The sequence below is a fragment of the Streptomyces viridochromogenes genome (assembly GCF_001270495.1).
Taxonomy (GTDB): Bacteria; Actinomycetota; Actinomycetes; order Streptomycetales; family Streptomycetaceae; genus Streptomyces; species Streptomyces viridochromogenes_A.
This window is the reverse complement of sequence record NZ_LGUR01000219.1, coordinates 141,756-155,043: the sequence shown is the minus strand read 5'-3', so window position 1 is coordinate 155,043 and position 13,288 is coordinate 141,756. Positions and strand designations below refer to the sequence as shown.

Annotated in this window: 10 protein-coding genes and 1 pseudogene; 3 read left to right on the top strand and 8 right to left on the bottom strand. The window is 70.5% G+C overall.

The window, feature by feature from the left end; translation table 11 throughout:
• Positions 1–28: 28 nt before the first annotated feature.
• A complete protein-coding gene (locus ADK36_RS30415) occupies positions 29–2,626 on the bottom strand; it encodes a bifunctional FO biosynthesis protein CofGH (RefSeq protein ID WP_048581319.1) in 2,598 nt (865 codons plus the stop codon).
• A 159-nt stretch (positions 2,627–2,785) separates the two neighbouring features.
• On the bottom strand, positions 2,786–3,634 hold the full coding sequence (locus tag ADK36_RS30410; protein ID WP_048581318.1) for an LLM class F420-dependent oxidoreductase: 849 nt from the start codon (positions 3,632–3,634) through the stop codon (positions 2,786–2,788).
• A gap of 216 nt (positions 3,635–3,850) precedes the next feature.
• On the opposite strand from ADK36_RS30410, the gene ADK36_RS30405 reads away from it, so the two are divergent.
• Complete coding sequence (locus ADK36_RS30405) at positions 3,851–5,365, top strand: CehA/McbA family metallohydrolase (protein ID WP_053199682.1); 1,515 nt, start codon at positions 3,851–3,853, stop codon at positions 5,363–5,365.
• An 18-nt stretch (positions 5,366–5,383) separates the two neighbouring features.
• Here the strand turns inward: ADK36_RS30405 and ADK36_RS30400 are convergent.
• A pseudogene (locus ADK36_RS30400) lies at positions 5,384–5,650 on the bottom strand (endonuclease/exonuclease/phosphatase family protein); the annotation flags it as partial.
• Between the two features lie 164 nt (positions 5,651–5,814).
• On the opposite strand from ADK36_RS30400, the gene ADK36_RS30395 reads away from it, so the two are divergent.
• Entirely contained in the window at positions 5,815–6,210 is a 396-nt protein-coding gene (locus ADK36_RS30395) for a nitroreductase family deazaflavin-dependent oxidoreductase (protein ID WP_048581315.1), read from the top strand.
• Positions 6,211–6,225: 15 nt separating this feature from the next.
• Here ADK36_RS30395 and ADK36_RS30390 read toward each other — a convergent pair whose 3' ends face one another.
• From ADK36_RS30390 to ADK36_RS30370, 5 genes are all read right to left on the bottom strand, one after another.
• Positions 6,226–7,032 (bottom strand): alpha/beta fold hydrolase, encoded by an 807-nt coding sequence (locus tag ADK36_RS30390; RefSeq protein ID WP_048581314.1) that lies wholly within the window; start codon positions 7,030–7,032, stop codon positions 6,226–6,228.
• A 61-nt stretch (positions 7,033–7,093) separates the two neighbouring features.
• A complete protein-coding gene (locus ADK36_RS30385; protein WP_053199679.1) occupies positions 7,094–8,557 on the bottom strand; it encodes an aldehyde dehydrogenase family protein in 1,464 nt (487 codons plus the stop codon).
• Entirely contained in the window at positions 8,554–10,284 is a 1,731-nt protein-coding gene (locus tag ADK36_RS30380) for an N-acyl-D-amino-acid deacylase family protein (RefSeq protein WP_053199725.1), read from the bottom strand. Before ADK36_RS30380 ends, ADK36_RS30385 begins: the two co-directional genes overlap by 4 nt.
• A 97-nt stretch (positions 10,285–10,381) precedes the next feature.
• Positions 10,382–11,500, bottom strand: coding sequence for an LLM class flavin-dependent oxidoreductase (locus ADK36_RS30375; RefSeq protein ID WP_078916189.1), 1,119 nt, complete (start codon positions 11,498–11,500; stop codon positions 10,382–10,384).
• 101 nt (positions 11,501–11,601) lie between these two features.
• A complete protein-coding gene (locus ADK36_RS30370) occupies positions 11,602–12,372 on the bottom strand; it encodes an SDR family NAD(P)-dependent oxidoreductase (RefSeq protein ID WP_048581310.1) in 771 nt (256 codons plus the stop codon).
• A 168-nt stretch (positions 12,373–12,540) separates the two neighbouring features.
• Between ADK36_RS30370 and ADK36_RS30365 the strand changes: the two genes are divergently transcribed.
• Entirely contained in the window at positions 12,541–13,287 is a 747-nt protein-coding gene (locus tag ADK36_RS30365; RefSeq protein WP_048581309.1) for a hypothetical protein, read from the top strand.
• Position 13,288: the final 1 nt, after the last annotated feature.

Below are 13,288 nucleotides of genomic sequence, written 5' to 3'. Positions count from 1 at the left end.
CGTACCGACCCCCGCGGCGGAGTCCTTCTCAGTCCAGCACCGGCAACAACTCCGGCAGATGCCCGTCCGAGGCCGCCGCCGCCCGCTGCCGCTCCTGCGGCACCTCGCCGTACAGCGTCGTCCGGGGCTTCGCCGGACGGCCGGCCACCTCGGCGACAGCCACCAGGTCGCGTACCGACTTGTAGGAGCCGTACGACGAACCCGCCATCCGCGAGATCGTCTCCTCCATCAGCGTGCCGCCGAGGTCGTTGGCCCCGGAGCGGAGCATCTCCGCCGCGCCCTCCGTGCCCAGCTTGACCCAGCTGGTCTGGATGTTGGGGATGTGCGGGTGCAGCAGGAGACGGGCCATCGCCGTCACCGCCCTGTTGTCGCGGATCGTCGGGCCGGGCCGCGCGATGCCCGCCAGGTACACCGGGGCGTTGGTGTGGATGAACGGCAGCGTGACGAACTCCGTGAAGCCACCGGTGCGTTGCTGGATGCCGGCCAGGGTGCGCAGATGGCCGAGCCAGTGGCGGGGCTGGTCGACGTGGCCGTACATCATCGTCGACGAGGACCGGATGCCGAGCTCGTGCGCGGTCGTCACCACCTCGATCCACGTCGCCGTCGGCAGCTTGCCCTTGGTCAGGACCCAGCGGACCTCGTCGTCGAGGATCTCGGCGGCGGTACCGGGGATGGAGTCCAGGCCGGCCTCCTTGGCCGCCGTGAGCCATTCCCTGATCGACATGCCGGTGCGGGTGGCGCCGTTGACGACCTCCATCGGGGAGAAGGCGTGGACGTGCATGCCGGGGACGCGGGACTTCACGGCCCGTGCGATGTCGAAGTACGCCGTTCCCGGCAGGTCCGGGTGGATGCCGCCCTGCATGCAGACCTCCACCGCGCCCACGTCCCAGGCCTGTTGGGCGCGGTCGGCGACCTGGTCCAGGGAGAGGGTGTAGGCGTCCGCATCCGTCCTGCGCTGCGCGAAGGCACAGAAGCGGCAGCCGGTGTAGCAGACGTTGGTGAAGTTGATGTTCCGCGTGACGATGTACGTGACGTCGTCGCCGACCACCGACTTGCGGACGTCGTCGGCGATACGGGTGAGCGCGTCCAGCGCCGGGCCGTCCGCGTGCAGCAGCGCCAGCGCTTCCTCGTCGGTCAGCCGGGTCGGGTCGTCGGCGGCGGCCCGCAGCGCCTGGCGGACGTCCGTGTCGATGCGCTCCGGCGCCATGCCGGGCGCGGCGGCCTCACGCAGGGCGCCCCAGTCGCCGTACACCTCGTCGAAGTCGTCGCGCCGGTCGGACGTACGGCCCTCGGTGTCGATGGCGGAGTGCAGATCCGTACGGCCGGAGGCGACGAACGCCTCCTCGGGCTCCTGCCACGGATGCCCCTCGACGACGGCGTCCGGACGCGCGAGGCCCGTCTCCGGGTCGGCGAGCGCCCGTACGTGCGGGAGCAGCCGCGGATCGAGCCAGGGCTCACCGCGCCGCACGAACTCCGGGTAGACGCACAGCCGTTCGCGCAGCTCGAAGCCCGCCGCCTTGGACCGCTCGGCCAGCTCCTCGATCTGCGGCCAGGGCCGCTCGGGGTTCACATGGTCGATGGTCAGCGGGGAGACCCCGCCCCAGTCGTCGATACCGGCCCGGATCAGCCGCTCGTACTCGCTGTCGACCAGGTTGGGCGGGGCCTGGAGGCAGGCGCTCGGACCCATGATGTGCCGGGCGACGGCGACCGTGGCGACCAGCTCGTCGAGCTCCGCGTCCGGCATGCCGCGCATCGCGGTGTCCGGCTTGGCGCGGAAGTTCTGGATGATCAGTTCCTGGATGCCGTGGTAGGCCCGGGACACCTTCCGGAGCGCGAAGAGGGACTCGGCCCGCTCCTCGTACGTCTCGCCGATGCCGATGAGGATCCCGGAGGTGAAGGGGACGGAGGAACGCCCCGCGTCCTCCAGCACCCGCAGCCGTACGGCGGGCTCCTTGTCCGGGGAGCCGTGGTGCGGGCCGCCGGGCTCGGACCACAGGCGGGTGGCGGTCGTCTCCAGCATCATGCCCATGGACGGGGCGACGGGCTTGAGCCGCTGGAAGTCGGTCCAGGACATGACGCCGGGGTTGAGGTGCGGGAGAAGCCCCGTCTCCTCCAGGATGCGGACGGAGATGGCGCGGACGTAGGCGATGGTGTCGTCGTAGCCGTGCGCGTCGAGCCACTCCCTGGCCTCCGGCCACCGCTCCTCCGGCTTGTCGCCGAGGGTGATGAGGGCTTCCTTGCAGCCGAGGGCGGCGCCCTTGCGGGCGACGTCGAGGACCTCGTCCGGCGACATGAACATCCCGTGCCCGGCGCGGCGCAGCTTGCCCGGGACGGTGACGAAGGTGCAGTAGTGGCACTTGTCCCGGCACAGCCGGGTGAGGGGGATGAAGACGCTCTTCGAGTACGTGATGACGCCGGTCCGGCCCGCCGCCGCCAGGCCGGCGTCCCGCACCCGGGCCGCCGACGCGACGAGGTCGTCGAGCGCCTCGCCGCGGGCCTGGAGCAGGACGGCCGCCTCGGAGACGTCGAGGGCGACGCCGTCCCGGGCGCGTTTGAGGGCGCGACGCATGGAGTTCTCGGTCGGGCCAGGTGTCGAGCCGGTTCCGGGGGTCGCGGGAGTCGTCATTCTTTGAGCATACGTTCGAGGTCCGGGGGGTCGGGGGCGGTCCTGGGTGGTGCGATTCGTTGCCGGGTGCGGGTGCGTTGTGGCTGGTCGCGCCCACGCGGCGGAGCCGCATATCGATACGGCCCCGCGCCCCTGAACGTCGGCTGGACTGCCCGTGGCCTACAAGTACTCGGCGTAGTCGTCCAGTACCCGCAAGACCTCCGCCTCCCCCGCCGGAGGCAGCTGCACCACGACCTCCTCGATGCCCAGGTCCGCGTAGTGCGCGAGCTTGCCGCCGCTGGGGTACACCGCATACGGCACGACCTGAAGCGCGTCGGGATCCCGCCCCGCGTCGGCCCAAACCGCCCGCAGACGAGGAAGACTTTCGGACAACCCGCGCCCGCCGATCGGCAGCCACCCGTCGGCGTACTCGCTGATGTGCGTGAACAGCTTCGGTCCGGCGGCGCCGCCGATGAGGGTGCGCGGGCCGTTGACCTTCGGCCCGCGCGGCTTCTGCACCGGCTTGGGGAAGGCGAAGCTGGCCCGTACCGACCCGAACTCGCCCTCGTAGGCGGTGGGTTCGTCCGTCCACAGTGCCCGCATCAGGCTCATCCGGTCCCGGACCAGCTCACGCCGCGTCCGCCAGTCCACCCCGTGGTCCGCGGCCTCCTCGACGTTCCAGCCGAAGCCGAGGCCGAGGGTGAAGCGCCCGCCCGACAGGTGGTCCAGCGTCGCGATCTGCTTGGCCAGGTCGATCGGGTCGTGCTGGGCGACCAGCGTGATGCCGGTGCCGAGACCGAGCCGTTCGGTGACGGCGGCGGCCTGGCCGAGGGTGACGAAGGGGTCGAGGGTACGGCCGTACTCGGGAGGGAGGTCGCCGCCGGCCGGGTACGGGGTGGTCCGCTCGACGGGGATGTGGGTGTGCTCGGGCAGATACAGCCCGGCGAACCCTCGCTGCTCCAGCTCACGGGCGAGCCGGATCGGGGTGATGGTCTCGTCGGTGAGGAAGATCGTGACGGAGATGCGCATGAGTGCATCTGTACCGCGCGACCACCCCGATGTCCATACCGACCAGTCGGCACAGTTCCGTCGGCCACCGGGTGCCGGGTCGGCCACCGCTCGACTGCCGATTGTCTGCCGATTCCCTTCCCTTGTACGGCAGTTCACGGCTGAATACGAGAGTTGCACGCACCACCACTGCACCACCCACGCCCTGTCCTTCACGACGACCTGGGGAGCAGCAGCATGTGCGAGGAACACAACGCGGGCCTGGGAAGACGCGCGCTGTTCGTGACGGGCGCCGCCGCCGCGCTTACGTTGGGAAGCGTGACCTTCGCTTCAGGCGCCGACGGCAACCGGGACGCGGAGACCCGCACGGTGCGGGGCACCCTGCCGCCCGGGTCCCCCGACTTCGTGTACGTGCCGGTCGAAGTGCCGTCCGGGGTACGGGAGATCAAGGTCTCCTACACCTACGAGAAGCCGTCCGTCCCGGCCGGCACCGCGGGCAACGCCCTCGACATCGGCATCTTCGACTGGCGCGGCACCGAGCTCGGCGGCCGTGGCTTCCGGGGCTGGTCGGGCGGGGCGCGCACCGAGTTCTTCCTCCGGGCGGACGAAGCGACGCCGGGCTACGTCCCGGGCCCGGTGCGCGAGGGCACGTGGCACATCGCGCTGGGCCCCTATACGGTGGCACCGCAGGGCCTGCCGTACGAGATCACCATCACGCTGACCTACGGCGAGCCCGGCGAGGCCGTCGAGCCGACGTACCCCCCGGACCGGGCGAAGGGCCGGGGCCGTGCCTGGTACCGGGGCGACTGTCACCTCCACTCCTGGCACTCCGACGGCCGCCGAACGCTCGCCGAGATCGCGGCGCTGGCGCGGGCGGCGGGCCTGGACTTCATCAACAGCTCGGAGCACAACACCCACTCGGCGCACGCGCACTGGGCGTCCGAGGCGGGCGACGACCTCCTGATCATGCTGGGCGAGGAGGTCACGACACGGAACGGCCACGTGGTGGCGCTCGGCACCGACCCCGGCACCTTCGTCGACTGGCGCTACCGTGCCCGGGACAACCGCTTCGGCCGTTTCGCCCGCCAGATCCGCAGGTCCGGCGGCCTCGTCGTCCCCGCCCACCCGCACTCCACGTGCGTCGGCTGCAACTGGAAGTTCGGCTTCGGCGAGGCGGACGCGGTCGAGGTGTGGAACGGGCCCTACACGCCGGACGACGAAGTGACCCTGGCGGACTGGGACAGCATGCTGGTGGCCTCGGTGCGCGAAGGCCGTGACTGGATCCCGGCCATGGGCAACAGCGACGCCCACCGCGACCCCGACCCGGTCGGCAGCCCGCAGACGGTGGTCCTGGCGGACGACCTGACGCGGGAGGCCATCCAGGAAGGCATCAGGGCGGGCCGGTCGTACGTCGCCGAGTCGAAGAACGTCTCCCTGACCTTCGGCGTGTCCGGCGGCAAGGGCGAACACGCCGGCATCGGCGAGCGCCTGAAGGTCGACCGGAACACGCCGGTGACGGTCCGCCTGGAAGCCTCGGGTGCCCCCCGCTGCACGGTCCGCTTCGTGACCGACCAGGGCGTCCTGTTCACCAGCCCGCCGCTGCCGGTGGCCGGGTCGGGGGTCGTGGAGTGGCGCACGACGCCCTCGTACGCGGCCTACGTCCGGGCGGAGTTGCGGCACGAGGCGGCGGTGGGGCCGCTGCCGGGGGCGTTGGCGGCGTTCACCAATCCGATCTTCCTGGGGCGTTCGTAGGGTCGCCGACAGCGGCCGTCAGGGGTTGGTCCCGTCCGCCAGGTCCGCGACCACCGCCGCGTGATCCGACGGCCACACCCCGTCGACCGGCCCGTACCCCGCCCGCCGGACGCCCCGCACATGCCCCAGCCCACCCGTCCCGGGCGGCCCGACGTGGATGTAGTCGATCCGCACGCCCGGTTCCAGGCCGGCCGCGACGTAGGGGTTCGCTCGGTCCCAGGTGACGGAGGGGGCGTTCGGGTCGGCGTACTGCCAGGCGTCGAAGAAGACCTGGCCACGACCCGCATCGGCAGCCACCCGCTCTCGTCATGCCGCGTGGGGGACCATTGAAGCAACAGTTCGACCGTCGCGCCGTGACACCCGCATGAGATCCACGAGACTCACGAGATACCCGAGATACCCGGGGTATCCGAGGTATCCGAGGTATCCGAGACAGGAGCCCCGCAGACATGTCCCGCCTCGCCGACTTCAGGTTCCGCGCCGCCACCACGTTCCAGCGCCATGTCGGCAATCCCGTACTCCGCCGCCTCCCCCTCCAGACGGTTCTGGAGACCACGGGCCGCGTCTCGGGGCAGCCCCGGCAGACGCCGGTGGGCGGTCGCCGGGTGGGTGGCTCGTTCTGGCTGGTCTCGGAGTTCGGGGACAAGTCCCAGTACGTCCGCAACATCAGGGCCGATCCGCGGGTACGGGTACGGATCAGGGGGCGCTGGCACACCGGCACGGCACACCTGCTCCCGGACGACGACCCGATCGCCCGCCTGCGCGGCCTGCCCCGCCTCAACAGCGCCGGGGTGCGGGCCTTCGGCACGCGCCTGCTGACGATCCGGGTGGACCTCACCGACTGACGCGTACGGCGCGGATCAGACGGCCGCCGCCCGCTCGCCCAGCTCCGTCAGCAACCGTGCGACATCCTCCGGCGCCCGCAGCGTCGGGAAGTGGTCGCAGTCGGGGTGACGGACCAGCCGGCAACCGGGGATCCGGGCCGCCATCTCCTCGTTGCAGCGAATCACCTCGGGCTGGTCCTTCTCCCCGAGGAGGAGCGCGCAGGGGAGGTCGAGCTCGCCCAGCCGGTCGAAGGCCGGGGCGCCCGGGACCTCGTGGCCGTATGTCGTGAACCAGGCGGGGATCGCGGCTCGGACCAGTGCCTCGGCCTCGGTGTCGGGATGCGGGCCCGCCCCGCCCCACAGGCGCAGCGCCAGCGCGACCAGGCCGTCCATGTCACCGGCCGTGGCCAGCTGCCCGATCTCCTCCATCACCTCCGCCGACTCCAGGCCGTCATAGCCGTTGACGCCGGGAACCAGCAGGCCAAGGGCGGCCACCCGGGCGGGGTCGTTCAGCGCCAGGTCGACGACCGTCCTGCCGCCCATGCTGGAGCCGACCAGGACGACCCGATCCAGCTCGAAGTGGTCCAGGACGCTCCTGAGGTCGTCGGCCTGGGTGTAGGAGACGGTGGGCTTCGGTGAACGCCCGAAACCCCGGGCGTCGTACCGGATCACCCGGTGGCGTGCGGTCAGGCCGGGCAGTACCGGGTCCCACATGCGGGAGTCCCCGACACCCGCGTGCAGCAACACCAAGGGCAGCCCGGCAGCGGCCTCCCCCGCCAACCCGTCCGTCCCCGTGTCGTCCGCCCAGAGCTCGCCGCCCTTGACCTGCACCGTGTGTCCCATACGGGCACTGTGCCCGCCTCGCCCTCCCACCGACAGCCACCGGTCGGTCAATCCCCGCGGCTCACCCCGGCCACACGATCGCCTGCACCTCGCTGTACGCGTGCAGCGCGTACGAGCCGACGTCCCGCCCCACCCCGCTCTTCTTGAACCCTCCGAACGGCGCCTCCATGTTGCGGCCGACGGTGTTGACGCCGACGCCGCCGGCCCGCAGCCGCCGCGCCACCCGGAAGGCGCGGGCCACGTCGCCGGACCAGACGTAGTCGATCAGGCCGTAGTCCGTGTCGTTGGCGAGGGCGATGCCCTCTTCCTCCTCCTCGAAGGGGATGACGGCGACGACCGGCCCGAAGATCTCCTCCCGGGCGACCCGCATGTCGTTGGTGCAGTCCGCGAGGAGGGTGGGGGCGACGTAGAAGCCCTTCTCGTACGGCGGCCGTTCACCACCCGCCACCACCACCGCGCCTTCCTTCCGGCCCGTCTCCACATACGCCTCGACCCGGTCCCGGTGCTCCGCCGAGATCACCGGCCCGACGATCGTGGACGCCGCACGCGGATCCCCGACCTTCAACCGCCCGGCGTACGCGGCCAGTTGCTCGACCAGCCGGTCGTACACGCCCCGCTGGGCCAGCACCCGCGTCGGCGCCGTGCAGATCTGCCCGCTGTAGAAGGAGAACGTCGTCCCGATCCCGGCCACCGCCGACCCGAGGTCCGCGTCGTCGAGGACGACCGCCGCGCCCTTCCCTCCCAACTCCATCAACTGGCGTTTCATGTCCCGCCCGCACACCTCGGCGATGCGCTGTCCGACGGCCGTGGAGCCGGTGAAGCTCACCATGTCGACGTCCGGTGAGGAAACGGCCGCCTCGCCGACCTCCACCGCCCGCCCGGAGACCACGTTCACGACCCCCGCCGGGGCCCCGGCCGCCTCCAGTGCCTCCGCCATCCGGTAGACCGACAGCGGGTCCTGCGGCGCCGGTTTCACGACGACCGTGTTGCCCATGGCCAGCGCGGGGGCGATCTTGCCCGCCGGGTTGGCCCAGGGGTTGTTGTACGAGGTGACGCAGGTGACGACCCCGACGGCCTGACGGACGGCCAAGGCCCCCATCACCCCCGCCTTCCCCATCGGCCCGGCCTCGTTGATCTGCGGCGGGATCGCCCACTCGGCGGGCTCCACGCGCGCGTACCGCCGGAACCGGGCCGCCCCGACACCGACCTGCATGCCCCGCGCCGTCCCCGTGGTCGCACCGGTCTCGGCCTGGGCCAGCTCGGCGTACGGCACGAGGTGGCCGTGGATGATGTCCGCGGCCCGCGCCAGCACGGCCGCCCGCGCCTCCGGCGTCGTACGCGACCACGGCCCGAAGGCCTCGCGGGCCGCGGCGCAGGCCGCGTGCACCTGATCCCGCGAGGCCTCCGGAGCCCACCCGACGGTCTCCTCGGAGGCCGGGTCGATCACGGCGTAATGGCCGCCGTCCGGCTCGACCCACGCACCACCGACGAACAACCGCTGCCGATCAGGCCCTTTCGAGCTCACCTGGTGGCCACCGTCCTGGTGTCCCGCCCGGACCGCAGCACCCGCCCCGGCACGGCCCCGGTCACCACGTCGTCCCGGATCGCCTCGACGCCGTTGACCCAGACCGCCCGCACCCCGATCGCCCTGGAGTCCAGCCGCGGACTGTCACCCGGCAGGTCGTGCACCAGGGTGGCCGTGCCGGCGTCGATCCGCTCCGGGTCGAAGAGCACCAGGTCGGCATGGAAGCCCTCGGCCACCCTCCCCCGCTCACGCAGCCCGAACAGCCGCGCCGGGTCGTCGGTCAGCATCTTCACGGCCTGCTCGAGCCCGACCAGCTTCCGGCCGCGCAGACAGTCCCCGAGGAACCGGGTCGTGTACGGCGCCCCGCACATCCGGTCCAGATGCGCCCCGGCGTCGGATCCACCGAGCAGCACGTCCTCGTGCTGCCAGGTCTCGGCGCGCAGGGTCCAGGACGCGGGGTCGTTGTCGGTGGGCATGGGCCACAGGACGGTCCGCAGCTCGTCGGCGGCGCAGATCTCGACCAGGCACTGGAAGGGTTCCTGACCGCGCTCGCGGGCGATGTCCTCCACGACCCGCCCGCTCAGACCCCGGTTCGCCTCGCTGTACGTGTCCCCGATGACGTACCGCCCGAAGTTCGTCAGCCGCCGGAAGACGCCCGCCTCCTTGGCGGTGGCGTGCCTGAGCAGCTCGGCCTGTACGTCCGGTTCGCGCAGCCTGGCGATCCGCTCGGGCACGGGCAGCCCGAGGACGGGCCCCCACCCGGGGATGAGGTTCAGGGCGCAGAAGGTGCCCAGGGACATGTTCATCGGGGTGAGGATCGGCATGGTGAGGGCCACCACCCGGCCGCCCGCCTTCCGGGCCTGCTCACTCGCGAGCAGCTGCCGCGGCACCCGCTCCGGAACGGCCGAGTCGATGGTGAGCACGTTCCAGTTGAGCGGCCGCCCCGCAGCGGCGCTCATCTCCACGAACAGCTCGATCTCGGCATCGCTGAACTGGTCCAGACACCCCGCGACGATCGCCTCGATCTGCGTCCCCTCGTGCTCCCCGACCGCCCGCGCCATCGCCAGCAGCTCGCCCGGCTCGGCGTGCCGGGAGGCCACCGGCTTCCCGTCCCCGTCGGAGTGACTGGACGACTGCGTGGTGGAGAACCCCCAGGCACCGGCGTCCATGGCATCGTGCAACAGCCGTACGATCTCGGCGAGTTGCTCAGCACTCGGCTGCCCGCCGATCGCCTCCGGCCCCATCACATGCCGCCGCAACGCACAGTGCCCCACCATGAACCCCGCGTTGACGGCGATCCGCCCCTCAAGGGCATCGAGATACTCCCCGAAGGACCGCCACGACCAAGGCGCCCCCTCCTCCAACGCCACCAGCGACATCCCCTCGACCTTGGACATCATGCGGCGGGTGTAGTCGGCGTCCTCGGGACGGGCGGGATTGAGCGGCGCGAGCGTGAACCCGCAGTTCCCGGCGGCGACGGTGGTCACGCCGTGATTGAGGGAGGGGGTGGCGTACGGGTCCCAGAAGAGCTGGGCGTCGTAGTGGGTGTGCGGGTCGACGAATCCGGGGGCGAGGACGAGTCCGGTGGCGTCCTCGCTGGACCGGCTCTGCTCGGTGATGGTGCCGAGCACGGCTATCCGACCGTCCCGTATCCCGACGTCGGCGGTGTACGCCGGCGCACCCGTCCCATCGACAACGGACGCGCCTTTGATGACGTGATCGAGCATGAACGCTGCCTCCATGAACTCCGGCCCGACCTGCCTACCTAGGGGCGCGGGGAACTGCGCGACCAGCCACAACGCATCCCGCACCCCGCAACGGCGATCAAGCGGCACCCCGGAACCGCGAAGTCCGATGCACAGGATCCGTATCGATCTTCGGAATCACGTGCTCCCCGATCAACCGAATCGTCCGCAACGTCTCCTCCTTCGGGACCCCCACCGGCAACCCGAAACTCAACTGATCCGCCCCGGCCTGCTCCCACCGCTTGCACTGCGTGAGCACCTCGTCCGGATCCCCGCAGATCAGCAACTCCTCCTCGATCAGCAGCTCCACGAACTCCGGCGTGTACGGGGGCAACGTCTCCGGCCACACCGGGAACCCCTCGGGACGGGGAAACGTGTCGTGGTACCGGAACACCAGCGACGGCAGATAGTGCAGCCCACCCCGCACCGCGGTCTCGATCGCCTCGGCGTGCGTAGGCGCGCAGATCGCCGTCGTCGTCACCATCACGTTGTCGTTGACGAAGTCCCCGATCGGCTCGGCGTTCACGACCGCCGTCTTGTACTGCTCCAGCACCCACTCCATGTCAGCGACCTTCTGCACGCTGAACCCGAGCACCCCGAGCCCCTTCTTCGCGGCCATCGCGTACGACGGCGGCGACCCTGCGGCGTACCACATCGCGGGGTGCGACTTCCCGTACGGCTTGGGCAGCACCTTGCGCGGCGGCAGCGACCAGTGCTTGCCCTGGAAGCCCACGTACTCGTCCTGGAGCCACATCTTGGGGAACTCGGCGATGGTCTCTTCCCAGATCTCCTTGGTGAAGTTCATGTCGGTGATCCCGGGGAGGAAGCCGAGGATCTCGTGCGAGCCGGCACCGCGACCCGACCCGAACTCGAAGCGGTTCTGCGAGAGATGGTCGAGCATGGCCACCTTCTCGGCGACCTTCACGGGGTGGTTGACCTGGGCGAGCGGGTTGAAGATGCCGGATCCCAGGTGGATCCGCTCCGTCGCGTGGGCCAGATAGCCCAGGTACACGTCGTTGGCGGAGAGGTGCGAGTACTCCTCCAGGAAGTGGTGCTCCGACGCCCAGGCGTACTTGAAGCCCGACTTGTCCGCCTGGATGACGTACTCGGTCTCCTCCATCAGCGCCTTGTGCTCGGCGAGCGGGTCGGTCTCGGCGCGCTTGCCCACGTATCCCTGTACAAAGAGCCCGAATTCCAAGGAGGTTCACCGTCCCCAGTAGTTTCTGACGCTTCGTCAGATTGGCGATCTGCCGCCGACTGTGGCACCGGGCGCACGGATGGTCAATAGTTGACGGCCAGTCAGATAACTGAGACGCCGGCCAGCCAGCCCCCGTCGATCACGAACGGCTGCCCGGTGATGTACGAGGAGTCCTCCGACGTCAGAAACAGCGCGAGGCGCGCCACCTCCTCCGGCTTCCCGATCCGGCCGAGCGGTACGAGCTTGCGGTACAGCCCGTCGAGGGCCCGCGACGTCTCCTCCGCGTCGGCGGCCGGGTCCAGCCGGGCCGGGTTGGACATCGCGGTGTCGATGGCGCCGGGGCACATGGCGTTGACGCGTATGCGCCGGGAGGCCAGCTCCAGGGCGGCGACGCGGGTCAGGCCGAGGATGGCGTGCTTGGTGGCGGCGTACGCCCCGACGGCCGCCATGCCGGTCACGGCGGTGTACGAGGCGGTGTTCACGATCGTGCCGCCGTCCGCCATCTCGGCCGCCACCGTCTTGACGCCGAGGAAGCAACCGACCTGGTTGACCCGTACGACCTGCATGAACTCGTCGAGGGGCGTGTCGGTGAGGGAGTTGAAGCGCAGGATGCCGGCGTTGTTGACGAGGCCGTCCACCCGGCCGTAGGTCTCGCGCGCGGCGGCGACGGCGGCGTGCCAGTCGGCCTCCTGACTCACATCGAGGTGGACGTACAGCGCACCGATCTCCTTGGCGAGGGCTTCGCCCCGGTCGTCGAGCACATCCGCCACGACGACCTTCGCCCCCTCCGCGACGAAGAGACGCGCCTCCTGCTCGCCCTGCCCGCGCGCCGCCCCGGTGACGATGACGACCCGTCCGTCGAGCTTGCCCATTACGGCCCCCTGCACATGGTGGACACGGTGGACTCAGTATCGTAACGGCATACCTGACGATGCGTCAGATGCAGGTTCGCCGGCGTTGCTGAGGCGAATCTCACATGACCCGCCAGTAGGGATGTTTGACTCTGTCGGCGTCCGTCAAGGGCATCCAAAATTTTCGCCATGCCCAAGCGGAAACTGAAGAACAAGAAGATCAGGATCGTGGCGGCCGTATCCGCCTTGATGACCAGCGGGGCCGTCGTCGTCGCGCTGCCTCCGTCGGCGAACGCCGCCGCCGAGAAGACGCCCGAAGAGATCATGAGGATGTGCCAACGAGCGAAGGTGCTCAACGGCAAACAGCAGTCCGTCCACGATTTCGGTGGTGGCGGGGTAGGAGGCCCGGGTTTCGGGTCCGACAGTTGCGAGTTCGTCCAGACGAAACCCATCGAGTTCTACAACGGGCCCAAGGAGAAGGCCAGCATCGACTACGCGAACTGCGAGCCGAACTCCACCGAACCGACGCAGGTCCAGCTCCAGGGGTCGGCCGAGATCGCTCAGGGCCGGGGTAAGTACACCCTGATACAACAGGGCTTCGCAGCGGGGATCTTCGGCGCCCTCAACGCCTCCTGGGTGCAGCACGAAGGGACGCTGGACATGACCGTGAAGGCGGCCGGCACCACTCTGACGGACAAGGACGAGGTCCCGGTCGGCAAGGTGCTGTACATGACTTTCGAGCCGAAGATGCAGCGCATGACCGGCGTCTGGCGGGTGAAGATCGAGGCCCGTCCGGCGACGACCACCACCAACGCCGTGCCGGAGCAGATCTTCGAGGCGCCCGAAGTCGTCGAGGGGCCCGTCGTCCTGGCCGGTGCCGCAGGTGCGCCGGGGAAAGCGACCGGCGTCCGTGGCTCCGAAACGGCCGACTGCTGAA

Coding starts and splice junctions, on each gene's coding strand:
- ADK36_RS30415 (WP_048581319.1), bottom strand. CDS start 2,626: ATGACGACTCCCGCGACCCCCGGAACCGGCTCGACACCTGGCCCGACC.
- ADK36_RS30410 (WP_048581318.1), bottom strand. CDS start 3,634: ATGCGCATCTCCGTCACGATCTTCCTCACCGACGAGACCATCACCCCG.
- ADK36_RS30405 (WP_053199682.1), top strand. CDS start 3,851: ATGTGCGAGGAACACAACGCGGGCCTGGGAAGACGCGCGCTGTTCGTG.
- ADK36_RS30395 (WP_048581315.1), top strand. CDS start 5,815: ATGTCCCGCCTCGCCGACTTCAGGTTCCGCGCCGCCACCACGTTCCAG.
- ADK36_RS30390 (WP_048581314.1), bottom strand. CDS start 7,032: ATGGGACACACGGTGCAGGTCAAGGGCGGCGAGCTCTGGGCGGACGAC.
- ADK36_RS30380 (WP_053199725.1), bottom strand. CDS start 10,284: ATGCTCGATCACGTCATCAAAGGCGCGTCCGTTGTCGATGGGACGGGT.
- ADK36_RS30370 (WP_048581310.1), bottom strand. CDS start 12,372: ATGGGCAAGCTCGACGGACGGGTCGTCATCGTCACCGGGGCGGCGCGC.
- ADK36_RS30365 (WP_048581309.1), top strand. CDS start 12,541: ATGCCCAAGCGGAAACTGAAGAACAAGAAGATCAGGATCGTGGCGGCC.